Genomic DNA, 17,223 nt, shown 5'->3' with positions numbered 1-17,223 from the left:
TTAGTTACTCGCCGTTTGGCCATTTACAGGCGCTAGTGAACGGGTAGTCAGCGTTACTCGACGGTCAAAAAAGTTATCTTCTATTGTATTGTTATTTGCCAATGTGTGTTGTTCACCAAAGGCTTGGGTACTTAAACGTTTGTGGCTAACGCCGTGTTTTATTAAATAACTTTGCACTGCATTTACACGTTTTTTAGACAGTAAAAAATTAGCCTGCTCATCGCCTCGTTGGTCGGCAAAGCCACTTAAATCGAGGGCCAATTGAGGTTGGTTGTTTAAAAGTACTACTAACTGGTCGAGCTGCTTAGCAAAGTGAGGCGCTATAGTGCTTGAACCCGTTTTAAATTGAACGGTCATTGCAAGTAGGTTATTAATTTGAGATTGTGTTAACTGCTCGTTTTGCTGTGCTAGCACCTCTAATTGCTGCTCTAACAGATTGTTATGATTAAGTACGTGTTGATAGTCGTTGGTTTTTTGTTTCATTACGGCCAAGGCGCGTTGTTGTTCGTCAATTTTGTTGTCGGCGACCTTTGCATCCCCAATTAAGCCACCAGCAAATGCGCCTATAAACGCGCCAATTGGTCCACCAACCACACCACCAATAATAGCGCCTGTCCCTAAACCTATTGCGGTTTCTTGAGTTGCTTCTTTTGAGGGCGAATGTTCAGAAGCCGATGAAAATGTCGGAGCAGAAAAACTAGCAACAAGCGTTAGCGCGATTAATGTCTTCTTCATAATATGATCCTTAAAATTGATTTAACTTTGTGATGTTTTGTTTCGATAGGTGCATTAAAACAACACCAAGTGGCAACAAAGGGGAGCAAAAATGGCAAACCGCTGAGCAATTGTGGCAAAAAAATGGCAATTGCCTTTTTAACCGTACATAGCTGAAAAACTTCGATATAGTGCGTTTTAAAATAAATAAGGGTGTGTAGAATGAAAAAAATAGCCATCATTGAAGATGAAACCGCCATTCGCGAAAACTACATGGAAATGTTAGGCGCACAAGGCTACCAAGTGAGTGGTTACAGCGACCGCATAACGGCAGAAAATGCATTTAAAGACGCACTCCCCGATTTAGCCATTGTTGATATAGGCCTTGGCCACGAAATTGATGGCGGCTTTTTACTGTGCCAAACCCTGCGTACCTTATCTAAAACGCTCCCTATTATTTTTTTAACCGCACGCGATAGCGAAATAGACACGGTTTGCGGCCTACGTATGGGCGCTGACGACTACTTAACAAAAGACATTAGCTTGGCACATTTAGCAGCCCGAATAGGCGCATTATTTCGCAGAATGGAAGCCCTTGAACACCCTGCCGATGCCAATGCACTTATAACACGCGGGCAGTTAACGCTCGACACACAGCGCATGCAGGTATTTTGGCAACAGCAATTAGTGGATTTAACCGTGACCGAATTTTGGATGCTACATTCACTGGCGCAGCGCCCAGGCCATGTAAAAAGCCGTAACGATTTAATGAGCGATGCAAAAATATATGTGGACGACAGCACCATCACCTCTCACGTTAAACGCATTCGCAAAAAGTTTATAGCCCTCGACTCACAATTTGATTGTATCGATACCGTGTATGGTATGGGTTATAGGTGGGAGCAGCATTAATGCTTAGATTTGGCCTGCGTAGTAAGTTTATTGTGCTTTCTTGTTTTTTATTTTTACTGCCGTGGCTAGGCTACGAGTACGTATGGGAAATGGAAAAGTTTTTACGCCAAGGCCAAGAAAAAACTCTCGTAGGCACAACGCGTGCACTTGCCACTGCTCTGCACGAACGCCCTGCTTTATTTGACGAGCAAACCAACTTTTTAGACCAAGTAATAAAAGGCCGCGATTTATACGCCTACAACTTAAAAAACCCTATTCAGCTCGACGGCAAACTAACCGACTGGGAACCCTATAAACCGTTATTTTGGCATTACGATAAACGCTATTTACAAAAAACTAATAAAGATCACCAAGCCAGCAATTTATCGTTCGACCACATGGTAGGCAAATTTGATAACTACTTATATGCCGTTTTTAATGTTACCGATAACACACTTATTTATCGTGCTAAAAACAGCTTAAGCATTACTAATAACGACCATTTAAAAATTGGTTTAAAAGCCCCTGATGGCCAGTTTAATACCTATATCATTGCTCCAAGGCAAGACGGCTGGGTTAATGCATTTAATGCTGACACCAAAGCACCTTTTACAAAAATTCAGGGCTATTTTAAACGCACCCAAACAGGCTACACCGTTGAACTACGCTTTCCGTTAGCCATGCTAGGAAACAAACTGGGTTTTGCTATTGTAGATACCGATAGCTTAAGCGAGCTACCAAACGCTAACGTTATGTCGACCTCTAATTTGAATAACCCAAGCGATTTAGGATCGGTGCTAGTGCCTTCACCAGAAATTAGCCGAATTTTAAAAGGAATGGGCCACAGTGGCAGCCGTATATGGGTGGTAGACAATCATCACCGCGTACTTGCGCAATCGGGCACGATTCAAAACGCTGATGGAGTATGGGCAGATGGCCTTAAAAATCAGCCACCCAAAAATGCATGGCAGCGCTTTGAACAAACCTATTTGCACCCACTTTATTATAAAATTTTAACCCGCCCTGAAAACGAATTTATAGATACCCTACACGACGTAGCATCTATGCAAGGCAGTCATTTAGCCAATGCATTAAAAGGCCAACCTGCATCGTCTTGGCGGCTCACCCCCGATAGCAAAGCCGTTATTTTATCTGCCGCCTACCCTATTTGGATTGAAGACAAAGTCATTGGTGCAGTAATAGCTGAAGAAACTACAAATGGTGTGCGTACGCTTCGTAATAAATCGCTCGAAAAGTTATTTAACGTTATTTTAGCCGTTATGCTGATTGGTACCGTGACTCTATTCTTTTTTGCATCACGAATATCGAGCCGTATTAGGCGCCTTCGCGATACCGCAGAGCAAGCAATAGATGCACAAGGGCGTGTTACCGGCAGTATTAGTTACAGTGATTCTAATGATGAAATTGGCGACCTGTCGCGTAGCTTTGCAAATATTGTGAGCCGATTGGGCGGCTATACCGACTATTTAGAAAACATGTCGTCGCGTTTATCTCACGAACTACGCACGCCTGTTGCCGTGGTGCGATCATCACTTGAAAACTTACAAAGTTTGGAACAAACCGAACTTAGCCAAAAATACCTCGATCGCGCCAGTGAAGGCGTAGAGCGCCTAGGTAAAATAATTACCACCATGAGTGAGGCTACTCACCTTGAGCAAAGTATTCAAAGTAACGAGCCTGAGCCTTTTGATTTACAAAAAGTAATAAATGGTTGCATGCAAGGCTATCAGCTTACTTACCCTAAGCAATTATTTACGCTTGATGTATGCCAAAACAAATTACCTATGCAAGGCGCACCTGAGTTTATAGCGCAGCTGCTTGATAAGCTCATTAATAACGCACTAGAGTTTAGCCAAGCTAATACCGCAATTAACGTAACGTTACAAAGCAAAGATTCACAAGCAGTTCTAAGCGTAAGTAATACAGGCCCATTATTACCCGAAGGGCTAAGCGAGCACATATTTGATTCTATGGTGTCGGTGCGCAGCCAGCACATGCAGCAACAACCGCATTTAGGATTAGGCCTTTATATTGTAAGGCTGGTGTGCGATTACCATAAAGGCAGTGTAACTGCGCAAAATAACACACAACATAATGGGGTCACTTTTACAGTGAGTTTGCCGTTAGCAAATTAGTTGAAAATTATTTAGTTTTAAGTCGTTTTTAGCCTTACCTAATGGGGCTAGCTGAAAGTTCTAATTAAATGCAAGAAACAAAAAAGTGTAATTGGCGGGAAAAATTAGCTGCTTATTAAGTGAAATCATGTCCACCCAAGCTCTGCATATGTTTTTTGTCGTATTCAGGGAATTCAGTATTGTACTCTCCCCAACCCATATATTTGTAATACTTGGTCATTGCCTCAAAATGAGATGAAGCTTCACACGTCCAAATAAGTTTAGCCTCAGTTCCTAGAAGAGCTCGAACCTCATCTCCTTGTGGACCAGACAAACAAAATGTTTGCTTATCATTACTTTCTACCCAGAGCTCATGCTTCATAAGTAGTGGTATTTAAATAATCAACAACGTGCTCGGTAACGCTCAACACAAGAGTAAAACTTTCATAAGCGTATACACCCCAACGAACAAAAAATGTGTTTGTTAACAAACTAGCTGCCATTACCGAAACTACCTTCGTAAACATTAGCGCTAAATATGAACCATGAGTTATCGATTTGGTGGCAAATATAAAGTGTACGAAAATCTATATTTGAGCCTTTATTATAAAGCCGCCACCCAATGGTAACAGCGGTTTTATCTTTACCCAGTTGCTGTTTTTCAAGCACGTTAAATTCAGTATTCTGGTAACCTAAACTGCGCATAGTTTCACAATTAAAAGTAAACTTTTTAACGAGAGCATCTTTATCTGTAAATGTTTGTACACCGTCGCCGTCTGCAATAGCGCAAGGTAAACGGTAAAGGTTAGCTATTGCTTGTGGGTTGAATGCATCAAAAGCCGCCGCATATTTTCTAAAAAGTTCGTCCATGTTTTCCCGAGCCTCCTGACGACATAGCGATACCAATTTAATGGTGGATTAAAGTGAGCGTAAAACGTTATTTCACTAAAGTTTAATTACAGTACTAGTTGCTAACTTTTAAAGTTAAGTAAATATAACCAATATATAAAATTACAAACACATACCCTATAGATATCAAACTATTAATGCCCCATACACCGTACCAAAACTTACCATAAAAATAAGTGTTCGCTCTTAACTTAGCATTAAATAGTGCGATAGATGAAGGAATTAACAACAAGGCTGAAAAACCAAAAAGTGGTGCTACAAAAAACATTAAAAACAAGCCAATAGCACCTTCTACTGAAGCGCTACTGTCAGGCGAAAGCGGAGCTAAAGCCCAAAACAAACACAAAAATGACACTATTGATGTCAATAAACCTAAAAATTGAATTGAACGCATATCTTTCTTGTTATTACACTTTAATCAATCTTATGTCTTTAATCATATTCACGGACATTTTTGCCCACAAAAGAATACCAATAAAACCTAAACCAAGTAAAAAGTAGTGCTTGATGTTGCTTAACCCATCAGCATACATAAAGATAATAAAGCTGTACCCAAATAAAAATACCGCAAATAATGGGATGGTAATTATTGCAGCAAATATTTTAAATTTACGTGATTGACGAACCATTGTAGGTACTCCTCTTTATATGTAAGACCATCAAAGTCGACTTAAAATGGTTGGCTTAAATGAAGTGAACAGCCCGCTAATATTTAACCCTTGTTAACTGCTTTTTAGTTTACGTTCTAAGAATACAACTCTCGTTTTACCCAACTTTGCCGTTTTAAACTCAGAATAACCACGACGTTTATACATCGCTAAATTACGAGCACTAAACTCCCCAGTAAAAAGCTCGACACGATTAGCTTCTGGAAATACAGTTTCAAGTGAAGAAAGCAACTTAGATCCAACACCCTTGCCATGTAGGTCAGGCCATACCGCCATGCGTCCAATATGACAACTACCAGCTTCTAAGCGAGCTTGACCGCTTGCCAATAACTTACCGTTATCAACAACTTTCAAAATGGTTTTCTTCTCAAAGTCTGCTTTCAGTTCATCAAGCGTTTGAGTTAAAGGCGGGATATTATAGTCATTATGCAGTTCAGCTTCTGATTGATACGCAACGCGTTGAAGCTCTAGTAAACTTTCTGCATCTTCTATTGTGGCGTGAAATATTTCCATATACTGAATTCCTTTTGGCAGCTAACAACTTTGTATCCGACATGTGTCGCTTTATAAACCGGCATATGTCCAAATATTACAATTAATCTAATGTAGCCAGCTAATAAGCGTATGTAAACAAATAGTTATGTAGCATTTAAATATTCTAAATGTAAAAGTACCCCAAAATGGTAGAGTTCAGTAATATTAGAAAGAAAAGAAATGTGCCAATAAACAGTGAGGAAATAAACAGTCACCTTCCTTTGTAACTATTCACCTTTAATTCAGTCGCGTTCACATACTCTGGAACTATATTAACGCATTAAGCAGTAGGATTTGCCGTGACCCCATCACTTGAACGAGAAGAGCTCGACTTTATTTTTAGTTTATATAAATCTGATAAAAACGCTGAGCCAGAGGCAAATAAACTACAGCATACGCAAATAAACGACCTTCAAAAAGTACCGCGCCGTGATCAACAAGGCGTATCTCAATACTTGACTTAATTTACACTAGTTAGCTTGTTGTACTTGGCTCATCACTTAAAAACGCTTTGATACAGTTTATTTCTGCCAGCTTTACTGCCTCGCCTATTTCGGGGCCTTTTTTGCCACTTTTAAGCGCCTCTTGTACTATGTGCTTTTTATCCATTTGCTGTAATTTACTATGAATGGCGCGCAACTTAATTGCCTGCGGGTAAGGCTTATTAACCAGTGTTTCTCCGCGACCTTGCGCGTCACATTGGCAGGCTTGAGTAAATGCTAAAAAGCGCTCAGGGTGCACCAAACCATTTAAATTAGTGACAATTAATTTATGAATAGTTTGCGGCCTAAGCTGATCAATCGTATGGCATAAAGTGTGATTATCGCTGGTAAGCACGCCAATATCACGAAAACGATTAGGCACTTTTAAACGATTACAAAATGACTCTACCACCGCTACACCTTCGCGTTCGTGACCGCGTAAATTGCCGCGTATTTTATAGCTAAGGGCTTTGCCAAAATCGTGGGTAAGCGCAGCAAAGCGGGTTTCTAAATTAAAATTTAAGTCGGCTGCACGCCTGAGTACCAACATTGTATGCACAAATACATCGCCTTCAGGGTGATGATTGGCAGGTTGTGGTACGTTTTTCATTTGTTCTATTTCAGGAAAAATGCCCAGCCCATCTAATGCTTGAAAGTAAAGCTCGGGGTGTTTTTCGCCAAGCGCTTTTTCGGTTTCTAACCATACACGTTCAGGCACTAAGTGGTTAAGCTCGCCTTTATTTTTAAGCTCTCGCATTAACGCATAAGTGCTGGGATGGATTTGCCAATCGCTGCCGTAACGCGCTAAAAACCGTGCAATACGCAGCACTCGCACAGGGTCTTCTACAAAGGCGTGTGTGGTGTGGCGCAGTATTTTGTTTTGTAAATCGTGTTGACCATTAAAAGGGTCAATAATTTTACCGTTTTCGTCAAGCGCCATAGAGTTTATGGTTAAGTCGCGCCTAGCGAGGTCTTCTTCAAGTGTTACGCTAGGGCTGGCGTCAACCACAAAGCCTGTATAACCCTTACCGCTTTTTCGTTCGGTACGCCCTAGTGCGTATTCTTCTTTTGTTTTTGGGTGCAAATAAACAGGAAAGTCGCTACCTATTGGTAAAAAGCCAAGCGACTCCATGGTACTGGGCGTTTCGCCAATAACCACATAATCGTTATCTTTTGATGCAATGTTTAGCAGTTTATCGCGTACTGCTCCACCGACTAGGTAAACGTTTTTTAAGCTACTTTCCACGTTGTTTCCACACTCATTTACAAACTTCATTTATAGCAATCATATCATTAAAAGCGTTGTGGTTTGCCAAGCATATGTAAGCTCATTACAATAGCGCATCATTTTTTGTTTAAGCTGTTATTCAATGAAAAATCATTCATCAAAAAAAGAGCTCATGCTGTTGCCAATTTTACTCGTTGTTATTGTTATGTGTGTGGCGGGGCACTTTTTATTGCAAGCTAATTTTCAAGATAGCAACATAGTTGAATACATGTTAGCAGCTCTGCCGTTCGCTATGTTTGGCTTAGTTATTGTGGCTTTTAAGCTGGCATCAAACAGTGAAAAAAATGAGCAAGAAAAATAGCGGTTTGAGATAGCTTTATTATTCAGTGCTCAGATTACTTAACTTATAAAACATGGTAACCAAACCAATCCGGTTTTATAGGTTGTGAAAGCCCACTTGGGCTAAGTTTTATTGTTAATTGACTGTCGAGTAAATCAATTGCAAAGCAATCGTCTACGTCGTGTAAGTCGTCTTTATGAATATGGCTCAGGCCTGCTAATAAATCATGTTTAGCTCGCTGCTTTGCCTCTTCACTGCTGCTTGCTACATATAATGCAAAGTCGTGTTGCTCTGCCATTGAGTCGCTTCTGTAAGCGCCTAAGTTTACAAAATAAAGCTGTTTATTTTGTTCAACATAATCGTCTACCACTTCTACTTTGTAGCCATCAATATTGTTAACAGCCATAAAACTATCCATGTGTACGCTGTTTTTGTCGCCAACCCATTGGCTTTTTAATTTGGTGTAGGTTTGCTCTATGTTTTGCCCAACTACAAAGCGAATGTCGTGCATTTCTATGTGGCAGCCTTGAATTCGCCCGCCTAAATACACCATAAATAACTGCATGAGGATTCCTTTAATTTTTTACGCCAAACTATCAACGTCAATATTGTGTTTTTTAATGAGTTTATAAAAGTCTGAACGATTACGCTTAGCAAGCTTGGCGCCTTCTGCTACGTTGCCGCCTGCCATTTTTAGCGTATTAATAACGTAATCACGTTCAAACTCTTTTTTAGCGTCGTTTAATGAGAGTGGCTCTACACTTTTTTCGTTGCTATCGAGTGCTGCTAACACTAAATGCGCTGAAATAAACTCGCCCGGTGTTAAGGCTACCACTTGTTCAACAACATTTTGTAACTGACGAATATTTCCCGGCCAATCATAACGTACCAATGCGTGCATGGCATCATTGGCAAAGTGTTTTTCATTTTGGTTCATTCGTTTAGCGATACTTGCGCTAAAGTATTGGGCTAGTAGGCTTATGTCTTCACGGCGTTCACACAGTGGTGGTAATTTTAAATTAACTACATTTAGGCGGTAGTATAAATCTTCTCTAAACTGCTGGTTTTTAATGGCTTCGGGCAAGTTTTTGTGAGTTGCCGATACAATACGCACATCAATTGAGATCTCTTCTTGAAAACCCACTGGGCGAATGGTTTTTTCTTGCAGTACACGCAGTAACTTTACTTGTAAGTTAAGGGGCATATCGCCAATTTCATCTAAAAATAATGTACCGCCCTGCGCTTGCTGAAATAAACCTTGATGATCTTTTACAGCACCAGTAAACGCTCCTTTTTTATGGCCAAATAATTCAGACTCTAAAAGCTCCCCTGGTACAGCACCACAGTTTATAGCCACAAAGGGCCCGTTACTTACTTGGCTATGCTGATGAATAGCCTGCGCTAATAACTCCTTACCCGTTCCACTAGCCCCCGAAATAAGCACATTAACGTGAGTAGGCCCAAGTAACTTAACTTGTTCAAGCAAGTGCAACATGGCACCACTGCGCGTTACTATATTACTTTTTGATGGAGCTTCATCGGTATTTACACCATGAATGTCTATTGCATTTGCAAGGCTATCGAATAGCTCGTCTTTATCGACCGGTTTAGTAATAAAAGCAAAAATACCTTGTTTGGTGGCTTCAACCGCATCAGGAATAGAGCCATGCGCCGTCATCATAATTACTGGTAATGCAGGGTATCGACTTTGCAGTTGACGATGCAGCGCCATGCCGTCCATTTCATCCATTCGTAAGTCGGTAATGACGGCATCAAACACGTGGCTTTTTAAAATTTGTAGCGCTGCTAAGCCACTTTCACAAGTTGTTACTTGATAGCCTTTTGATTCAATACGAATAGCAAGTAACTTTAATAAACTTGCATCGTCATCAACTAATAACACTTTTGCTTTGTGCGAACTATTTGTGGCCATGGTTACTGCTCCTTAGTATCTTCGCGAAGTAATAACTGCTGCTCTATATCTGCCAGCGACGACAGGGTTTTCTGCATTTGGTTATTAAGGGCTTGTTGCTCTTTTTGCGCGTTTATTTGTAAGGTAATCTGCTGTTTTTGCAGCCATAAATACTGTTTTATATCGTCAGGCCAAAAATAGGCTAGGTCGAGTTTAAGTAACTTGGTCATTACTGTATTTGGGTCGGTACTTACTTTTAAGCACATAAATTTAAAAAATGCTTTTAGCTCATTTTCACCTTTAAATGACCGCTTTGTTGGTGGCAATGTAAACCCACCACATTGATTTGCATGAAGCGCTATAACCCGCTCAGCAGAGGGATAAACAGGGGCTAATTTAGGCATTGCCTTGGGACTAGGAGATACGTTTTTAGTATTTGATGTTTTATTACTGCCCAGCGCTTGCGTGCCATTATTAAGCTCACACCCCGATACAATTAAGCTACCTGCAAGCACACATAAAATAGTGAGTATGCGCATTGTTAATTAACTCCTAAATTTTTACTGATTGGTATTTTTATTAAAAAACGGCAACCGTGTGGTTTATTTTTCTCAACACTTAATGTGCCTTGTAGCTGCTCAACCGTTTCTTTTACAATTGTTAGGCCCAAACCACTGCCTTGTAAGGTAATGCTTTGGTCATGTTTACCTTGATAAAACGCACTAAAAATATGCTTTATTTCGTGCTCTTTAATGCCACAGCCATTATCGGCCACAACCAAACACAGCTGATGTTGCTCGCATTTTAAATTTACAGTCACACCTTGGTTATCATCAGAAAATTTTAAGCTATTTGAAATTAACTGAATTAGCATCATTTCTATTAGTTCATTAGGAAGCGCAAGGACAGTGCTTGAAACAGAGTTTTGCCACTGAATACGTTGCTTTCGTGCCGTTAGACGATGCTCAAAATGACCATTAATTTTTTTAATTAAATGATCAATATTAACCTCGCTTGAGCTGTTTATCGTTGCTCTAATAGCGTTATAGCTGAGTAGGCTGTCTATCATCATGCGAAGGCGCACCGTAGATTGAGTGATCAGAGCAAGCACCGCTTTTTGTTCGTTATTAATAGGGCCAACAATTTCATCGGTTAGTAAATCGGTTCCTTCAACCATAGAGGCAAGTGGTGTTTTAAGTTCGTGTGTTACGTGGCGTAAAAACGTATCCTTTTGTTGCTCAAGCATATACAGCTGAGTTTGTACCCACTGTAGTTTTTCTCCGAGTTCGACTAACTCTGACGAGCCTTTTACGGCTATTTTTTGCTGCCAGTCACCCTGCCCTAGCTTATCAATAACCCTAGTAAGCCCTTTTAAGCGCAAACTTATACGCCATAAAAAGCCGCCGCCAACCAATAAAGTAAGAGGAATAAGTGCCACTAGCCAATTTATAAACGACGCTTGTAGCCTGGCTAGCTCGTTTTGGTTATGGGTTATTTGCGCTTCGTTTTTATTTTTGAGCCACACTGTGAGCTCTGTAATTGACTCGCTTATGGGTAAGAAGAGCTCTGCTTTTTGCTGTTTTTTCTCAACGAGCTGGTGTTGTGCTGTTTGCAAAATAGTTAAAAGCTGTGTCCATTGGTTTATGTAGTCTGGGTTTGCATTAATGTGTTTGAGTTCATTTATGCTCTGCACAGACGATTCCCATTTATCAACAATGAGGGTGTTGAGCGCATCACTTTTTAACACCCAATTTTGCCTTGTTGCGCGCTCAACGCTATTAAGGTCTTGCTTTAAATTAGCGAACGATTTTGTGAGCTGGTAATGGTTACTCACAATTTGCTGGGTGGTTGCTAGCTGTTTATTTAACGCATTTAAAAAAACAATAACCACAATAGAAAGTGGCAATAACGACAGCAGCATGCTTAACGCAAACTGCCCTATTAAATTAGGGCGCCAATTAAGCATTGCATTGTAATGTTTAGCAAACGTTGCAGCCATTGCAGTAAACTCTGTAAGTAAATAACGCGCCTATTATTATCAATACCGCCTATACACATGCTGAACCATATTCATTTTAAATCGCCATTTTGTTGCTAAACAGCAACAGCACAACTGATTGATTTAACTAAGATCACAAAAAATACCTTCAACCCTGTTGCTGTATTTACACAAAATTACACACAGTCAGTGTAATTTTTACCTACAACCCCAAACCAAAAAAACATAACTCATTGAAAGTAAATAAAAATAAAATTTGGCACCCTTTTTGTAATGGGTGTAATAAATAAATTTAATAGGGAAATACACATGAACATTAACACTTTGGTTTTTTCAACATTACTTGCGTTGGGTTTAGTGAATACAGGCGCATACGCTATGGACGTTGACGCTACGTTTAATGAACTCGATAAGGACAGCAACGGCCTGTTAAGCGAAGCCGAGGCAAAAATGGACGCCGTGCTTAAGGAAAACTTTGCACAAATAGACACAGACCAAAATGGTCAGTTGTCGCTAAATGAATTCAGAAAATTTATCCAATAAATTAACTTCAAAAGGAATGAAATTATGAAACAACTTATTGCTGCTTTTTTATTATTATTTTTAGCTATCAGTGCAACGGTATTAGCTTCTCCTTCGGCCGTGCGATTTGCACACTTAGATACAAACATGGACGGAAGTATCTCGTTTGTTGAAGCCAAGCAGGATAAAGAGCTACTTAGGCAGTTTACCGATTTAGACGAAGACAACGACGAGATGATCTCTAAAGCTGAGTTTGAAAACTTTAAGCCATAACAGATTAAGTTTTGCTTAAGCTTTTAACTTGTAAAGTGTACTAAAGCATTTGCCATAATCCCTGAGGGAATGTGTAAAAGGATTTAATGTTGGGAGTTAAATTATGGCAAGTGCTTTATCTCATTAAGCGTAATACCTCACTATTCAATACAACTTAATTACCCTTTTGGAAGGACTACCATGAAGATACGTTACTTTGTAACCACCATAGCGTTGATTTTAAGTTTTAATGCCTTAGCACTTGATGTAAAACAGCGCTTTGATCACCTTGATACAGATAAAAGCGGTTACCTTACTCATAACGAATTAGAACGCCAGCCCCAGTTACTTAGCACGTTTATAATGTGGGATAAAAACCAAGATAAACAAATTTCATTAATTGAATTTAAAAACTACCTTACTAACAATCTTTACTGAGTATTTTAATGAATCCCATACACTTTTTTATTTTATGCACTCTAACCGTATTTAGTGCATCAAGCTTTGCCGCAAGTGACACTATTAACAACCAGTTTAAAAAAATAGATAGAAATAAAGACGGATTTTTAACGCGTTCTGAAGCCTTAATAGACCCCGCCTTGTGGTCTAAGTTTATTCGTTACGACCAAGATAAAGACGGCCGGCTAACACTGAGCGAATACCATTTATATGCCAGTAAGTAGCCCTTACATAAGTAACCTTTCTGACTTAAGGTTTTAGGTAATTAATTTAACAGCTAAGCAACCAGCTTAGCTTTAACTGTCTATTTTACGAGCTTATCGCATCCTATTGGTATTCTAAAAAAGGGTTTGCTAGTGTTATTGCACTAAAAATAACAAAACAGTGCCCTATGTTACTCAAAAAAATACTTAAACCACTTGTGCTTGCCAGCCTTTTTACAGGCTCTAGCTTTGCGATTGCGCAAACCAAAGTTATTTATAATGCCAATGGTTATACCCCGCTTTATAAAGGCAAAATGCAAAAAGGCGAGCTTCAACAATTTAGCACTTTGGTTATAAAAGATGGCAAAGTTGTAAAAGTAGGCGGCGACACACTAAAAGAAAGCTTTCCAGATGCCAAATTAGTAAATGCAGAAGGCAACACATTACTGCCCGGCTTAATTGATGCCCACGGCCATGTTATTGGGCTAGGAGATAACTTATCGCAGTTAGATGTACGCGGCGCTAAGTCGGTTGATGACGTTACAAATAAACTAAAGCAATTTGCGCAAGGCAAACAAGGTTGGATCATCGGCCGAGGCTGGAACCAAGAGTTATGGCCAGATACGCGCTTTCCTACCGCTAAAGATTTAGACAAAGTAGTAAGCGATCGTCCGGTTGTTTTATCTCGTGTTGATAGCCATGCAATTTGGGTTAACTCAAAAGCGCTTGAGCTTGCGGGCATTAACGCTGATACAAAATCGCCAAAAGGCGGTGAAGTAATAAAAGATGAATTTGGTCACCCTACCGGTATTTTTGTTGATAAAGCTGAGTCGTTAATTGTTCAGCACATGCCAGCCCCTTCAAAACAAGATATTAGCAACTCGCTAGATGCCGCAGGTAAGCACTTATTAAGCCTAGGTATTACTTCTACTCATGACGCTGGCATAGATAAAGCCACATGGGAAGTGTACAAAGAGCGCGGTGATCAAGGCAATTTACCATTACGTATTGTGGCAATGCTAAGCGGTGCTAGCCCAGATTTACCAGCTATGCTAAAAGCCGGGCCATATCACGATAACTACGACTTTATGGAAATTCGTAGTGTAAAAGTATATGCCGATGGTGCATTAGGCTCGCGTGGCGCAGCCCTTATTGAAGATTATGCCGACCGTGCTGGCCATCATGGGTTAATGCTTGAAACCCAAGAGAAACTCGAAGCACTATTTACCCAAAGCTTTAAAAATGGCTTTACCGCCAACACCCATGCCATTGGTGACAAAGCCAATCGTGTGGTTTTAGACGCTTACGAAAATGTGTTTAAAAAAACAGGCGGTATTCTACTGCGCAACCGAATTGAGCACGCACAAATAGTAACGCCAGACGATATTCCTCGATTTAAAGCACTAAAAATTATTCCATCTATGCAACCTGTACATGCAACATCTGACATGCATATGGCAGAGCAGCGCCTGACTGAAAAGCAACTTAGCTTTGCGTACGCATGGCAAACATTTTTACAACAAGGTTCAGTGGTTGCTGCGGGTTCTGACTACCCTGTAGAGCTTGCAAATCCGTTTGATGGTTTATATTCAGCAATTACACGAATGGATCATAACAAACAGCCTGAAAACGGCTGGCGTCCAAGCGAAGTACTAAGTCGCGAAGATGCACTACGTGCCTTTACGCTGGGCGGAGCTTATGCCGCGCATCAAGAGTTTAAAATAGGGAGCTTAGAGCAAGGTAAATGGGCCGACTTTATTTTAGTGGATAAAGATTATTTTAAAGTACCCGTTGAAGATATTTATAAAACTCAAGTACTACAAACATGGATTGCCGGTATGAAGCGATTCGATAACAAAGAGAGCGTAGCTAAATAAACAAAAAAAGGGTTAACGCAAGTTAACCCTTTTTTAATACAAACCATGTCATTTAGCTTTTTGGCTGCTGTGCCTCGGGCTGATCAACTTTTGGCTGGCGATATAATTTTACAATGTGATACAAGTTAACCAATGCCAGTAGCGCGTTGGTAAAAACAACAGGAACAGCACCAATAGCTACGCCATAAGCCGTAAACACAATACACCCTAACATATTGTACCAACGAAGCTTTACTACATCGGTCATAGTGAGTGATGCAACCAATAATGCTGACGCAATATAGCCTAAATATTCCCAACTCAATTGTTCTCTCCTAGCCTTTGGGTTAGCATTACACTAATGCTAACTTATTACAGTTGTAAGTATTGCAAAGTAATAGCACTTTGCTTAATTATGAGCGTTATTTAGAGTTTGAAAATAATTGGCTAGTAAGAGAGTAGCTCTCTTATATTAATAATTAAGCGAAGTGACATACGTAAATAAAAAGCTAACTTACTTAAAAACCTGAAAAAGTTTGCCGGCAAAAAAACCAACAAATTCTTAAATCATTACACGGGAAATGAAGGTAAAATAATACCCATAGCAAAGCTAAAAGTATTAGTAGCAAGTTAGCGTAAATTCTTAATGTGTTAATGCTACCGTCATTAAAACATAATAAATAGGACAAATGTCCGAAGAGCATATTGATGTTTCAATACCATTTTTCTAGTTATCTAGTTGAACAGTTACTCACCTTTGCCGGTAGTAGTTATCAACAATCAAAAAAAGAAGTGCTGATCCATCAAGATCAGCCTTTAAGCAAGCTTGTGCTTGTGCGCAGCGGCACTGTGTCATTTAGTTATGACGTAGGAAACGGACGACGCCTGCTGCTAGGACAACTGGATTGTAATAATACCCTGATAGGCGAAATAGAAGCACTTAACAACAATCCGTGTATTTATACGGTAACGTGTTTTAGTGATGTGACTTACAACCTGATTGAATTAAGACACTGGCGTGCATTATTGCTCGAAAAACCAGAGCTTAGCTTATACACGGCACAAACTATTGCTGCTAAGTTTCAAGAAAACCAAAAAATCAACTTAGATAAGTTATTACTGCCACTTAGCTATAACATAGCCAAAGACTGCTTACTAAGAGCCGAGAACAACAACCCTACACTGCTTAGAGCCTACCCAACTGTCAACGCTGAGGCTGAACGCTTTGCAACCACTGAGCGAGCTTACAGGCGTGTTGTAACAGAATTAGTCGAAAAAGGCTTAGTGCAAAGAAGTACTAATGGTTTACAAGCGGTCGATATTCCAATGCTTAGTGAATATGTAGATAGCTTTGCACAGCTTTAAACACGCAATAAAAAAGGCCAATTAAGGCCTTTTTTTATTGCCCTAAAAACAAATAACACGTTCGTAAGGCTAAATATGCATTTGATGCACTCGTTGTATTAGTCTTCTAACAAAATATCGTGAATTTTCACTAAGTCAGATTTACCTTCAATAATTTCATCTGGTGTTAAACCCGACAATTCATGCGGGAATACTAACCATTCTTCAGACTCATGAATGTAGTAATCAGGCACGGTATCTACTTTTGAATTTTTTGGTTTGTAGTATGGGCAAGCAATTCGAATATCGCGCGGTAAATTTAAGCGCATTAGTTCTGAAAGCTTTTCTTTTAGTGCAACAATACTGCGCCCTGAGTCAAATACATCATCAACAATAAGCAAAGAATCACCCGCATTAGCGTTTTCTACAATGTAATGTAAACCATGTACTTTAATTTCTTTTGATTGCTGGCCAATACCGTAATAAGACGATGTACGCACTGCAATGTGGTCAGTTTCAATACCTTTGTAATCGTAATATTCTTGCACAGCAATACCAATTGGTGCACCACCTCGCCAAATACCTATAATAAAATCAGGACGAAAGCCGTCTTTGTATACTTGTGCCGCTACGCGGAATGAATCTTCAAGTAACTGTTGAGCTGTGATATAGCACTTATCTGACATAGTTAGAAACCCCAGTGGTGGATATAATATTTGAGTGTAGTTTAGAGTAAAACCAAATTAGTCACTCAAACAGGTATTGGCGTGGGATT

Annotated in this window: 22 protein-coding genes; 10 read left to right on the top strand and 12 right to left on the bottom strand. The window is 39.8% G+C overall.

Annotation, left to right across the window (positions count from 1 at the left end; translation table 11 throughout):
* Positions 1-735, bottom strand: coding sequence for a sortase-associated OmpA-like protein PdsO (gene pdsO, locus ACFI34_RS02490; RefSeq protein ID WP_462672276.1), 735 nt, complete (start codon positions 733-735; stop codon positions 1-3).
* 201 nt (positions 736-936) lie between these two features.
* Here pdsO and pdsR point away from each other — a divergent pair, with 201 nt between their 5' ends.
* Both pdsR and pdsS read left to right on the top strand, forming a co-directional pair.
* Positions 937-1,626, top strand: a complete 690-nt coding sequence (pdsR, locus tag ACFI34_RS02485; RefSeq protein ID WP_006791901.1) for a proteobacterial dedicated sortase system response regulator — start codon at positions 937-939, stop codon at positions 1,624-1,626.
* Positions 1,626-3,761 carry a proteobacterial dedicated sortase system histidine kinase gene (gene pdsS / locus ACFI34_RS02480; RefSeq protein ID WP_462672275.1) on the top strand — a complete coding sequence of 712 codons (2,136 nt, stop codon included), beginning with the start codon at positions 1,626-1,628 and terminating at the stop codon, positions 3,759-3,761. The genes pdsR and pdsS overlap by 1 nt, the downstream gene beginning before the upstream one ends.
* A gap of 471 nt (positions 3,762-4,232) precedes the next feature.
* Here the strand turns inward: pdsS and ACFI34_RS02475 are convergent, their stop codons facing one another.
* From ACFI34_RS02475 to ACFI34_RS02460, 4 genes are all read right to left on the bottom strand, one after another.
* Positions 4,233-4,610 (bottom strand): ketosteroid isomerase family protein, encoded by a 378-nt coding sequence (locus ACFI34_RS02475; protein ID WP_462672274.1) that lies wholly within the window; start codon positions 4,608-4,610, stop codon positions 4,233-4,235.
* A gap of 94 nt (positions 4,611-4,704) precedes the next feature.
* Entirely contained in the window at positions 4,705-5,043 is a 339-nt protein-coding gene (locus ACFI34_RS02470) for a hypothetical protein (RefSeq protein WP_462672273.1), read from the bottom strand.
* Between the two features lie 13 nt (positions 5,044-5,056).
* Positions 5,057-5,278, bottom strand: coding sequence for a hypothetical protein (locus ACFI34_RS02465; protein ID WP_058428445.1), 222 nt, complete (start codon positions 5,276-5,278; stop codon positions 5,057-5,059).
* 93 nt (positions 5,279-5,371) lie between these two features.
* Positions 5,372-5,830, bottom strand: coding sequence for a GNAT family N-acetyltransferase (locus tag ACFI34_RS02460; protein WP_462672272.1), 459 nt, complete (start codon positions 5,828-5,830; stop codon positions 5,372-5,374).
* A gap of 320 nt (positions 5,831-6,150) precedes the next feature.
* On the opposite strand from ACFI34_RS02460, the gene ACFI34_RS02455 reads away from it, so the two are divergent.
* Complete coding sequence (locus ACFI34_RS02455) at positions 6,151-6,315, top strand: hypothetical protein (RefSeq protein ID WP_462672271.1); 165 nt, start codon at positions 6,151-6,153, stop codon at positions 6,313-6,315.
* 10 nt (positions 6,316-6,325) lie between these two features.
* Here ACFI34_RS02455 and ACFI34_RS02450 read toward each other — a convergent pair whose 3' ends face one another.
* On the bottom strand, positions 6,326-7,579 hold the full coding sequence (locus ACFI34_RS02450) for a multifunctional CCA addition/repair protein (protein ID WP_008130981.1): 1,254 nt from the start codon (positions 7,577-7,579) through the stop codon (positions 6,326-6,328).
* Positions 7,580-7,703: 124 nt separating this feature from the next.
* On the opposite strand from ACFI34_RS02450, the gene ACFI34_RS02445 reads away from it, so the two are divergent.
* Positions 7,704-7,922 (top strand): hypothetical protein, encoded by a 219-nt coding sequence (locus tag ACFI34_RS02445; protein WP_462672270.1) that lies wholly within the window; start codon positions 7,704-7,706, stop codon positions 7,920-7,922.
* Between the two features lie 43 nt (positions 7,923-7,965).
* Here the strand turns inward: ACFI34_RS02445 and ACFI34_RS02440 are convergent, their stop codons facing one another.
* From ACFI34_RS02440 to ACFI34_RS02425, 4 genes are read right to left on the bottom strand one after another with little or no spacing between them, the layout of a single operon-like run.
* Positions 7,966-8,466, bottom strand: coding sequence for a DUF1543 domain-containing protein (locus tag ACFI34_RS02440; RefSeq protein WP_462672269.1), 501 nt, complete (start codon positions 8,464-8,466; stop codon positions 7,966-7,968).
* Between the two features lie 18 nt (positions 8,467-8,484).
* Complete coding sequence (locus ACFI34_RS02435) at positions 8,485-9,834, bottom strand: sigma 54-interacting transcriptional regulator (RefSeq protein ID WP_462672268.1); 1,350 nt, start codon at positions 9,832-9,834, stop codon at positions 8,485-8,487.
* 2 nt (positions 9,835-9,836) lie between these two features.
* Complete coding sequence (locus ACFI34_RS02430) at positions 9,837-10,352, bottom strand: hypothetical protein (protein ID WP_462672267.1); 516 nt, start codon at positions 10,350-10,352, stop codon at positions 9,837-9,839.
* A gap of 2 nt (positions 10,353-10,354) precedes the next feature.
* Positions 10,355-11,812: a sensor histidine kinase gene (locus tag ACFI34_RS02425; protein ID WP_462672266.1), complete on the bottom strand. Its 1,458-nt coding sequence runs from the start codon at positions 11,810-11,812 to the stop codon at positions 10,355-10,357.
* Between the two features lie 309 nt (positions 11,813-12,121).
* Here ACFI34_RS02425 and ACFI34_RS02420 point away from each other — a divergent pair, with 309 nt between their 5' ends.
* The 5 genes from ACFI34_RS02420 to ACFI34_RS02400 all read left to right on the top strand — a co-directional run bounded on the left by ACFI34_RS02420 (position 12,122) and on the right by ACFI34_RS02400 (position 15,125).
* Complete coding sequence (locus ACFI34_RS02420) at positions 12,122-12,355, top strand: EF-hand domain-containing protein (protein WP_462672265.1); 234 nt, start codon at positions 12,122-12,124, stop codon at positions 12,353-12,355.
* A 24-nt stretch (positions 12,356-12,379) separates the two neighbouring features.
* Positions 12,380-12,607, top strand: a complete 228-nt coding sequence (locus ACFI34_RS02415) for an EF-hand domain-containing protein (RefSeq protein ID WP_008130972.1) — start codon at positions 12,380-12,382, stop codon at positions 12,605-12,607.
* Positions 12,608-12,787: 180 nt separating this feature from the next.
* On the top strand, positions 12,788-13,024 hold the full coding sequence (locus ACFI34_RS02410; RefSeq protein WP_462672264.1) for an EF-hand domain-containing protein: 237 nt from the start codon (positions 12,788-12,790) through the stop codon (positions 13,022-13,024).
* Between the two features lie 8 nt (positions 13,025-13,032).
* Positions 13,033-13,269, top strand: a complete 237-nt coding sequence (locus tag ACFI34_RS02405; RefSeq protein ID WP_462672263.1) for an EF-hand domain-containing protein — start codon at positions 13,033-13,035, stop codon at positions 13,267-13,269.
* Between the two features lie 167 nt (positions 13,270-13,436).
* Positions 13,437-15,125, top strand: coding sequence for an amidohydrolase (locus tag ACFI34_RS02400; RefSeq protein ID WP_462672262.1), 1,689 nt, complete (start codon positions 13,437-13,439; stop codon positions 15,123-15,125).
* Between the two features lie 52 nt (positions 15,126-15,177).
* Here ACFI34_RS02400 and ACFI34_RS02395 read toward each other — a convergent pair whose 3' ends face one another.
* Complete coding sequence (locus ACFI34_RS02395; RefSeq protein ID WP_058403091.1) at positions 15,178-15,429, bottom strand: YgjV family protein; 252 nt, start codon at positions 15,427-15,429, stop codon at positions 15,178-15,180.
* 383 nt (positions 15,430-15,812) lie between these two features.
* On the opposite strand from ACFI34_RS02395, the gene ACFI34_RS02390 reads away from it, so the two are divergent.
* Positions 15,813-16,469: a Crp/Fnr family transcriptional regulator gene (locus tag ACFI34_RS02390; RefSeq protein WP_006791882.1), complete on the top strand. Its 657-nt coding sequence runs from the start codon at positions 15,813-15,815 to the stop codon at positions 16,467-16,469.
* Between the two features lie 98 nt (positions 16,470-16,567).
* On the opposite strand, the gene ACFI34_RS02385 is transcribed toward ACFI34_RS02390, so the two are convergent.
* Positions 16,568-17,134, bottom strand: coding sequence for a phosphoribosyltransferase (locus ACFI34_RS02385; RefSeq protein ID WP_006791881.1), 567 nt, complete (start codon positions 17,132-17,134; stop codon positions 16,568-16,570).
* Between the last annotated feature and the right edge of the window lie 89 nt (positions 17,135-17,223).

Source organism: Pseudoalteromonas sp. PSi26 (assembly GCF_054960575.1).
The sequence above is the reverse complement of the archived record's forward strand: the minus strand, read 5'-3'. Positions and strand labels throughout refer to the sequence as shown.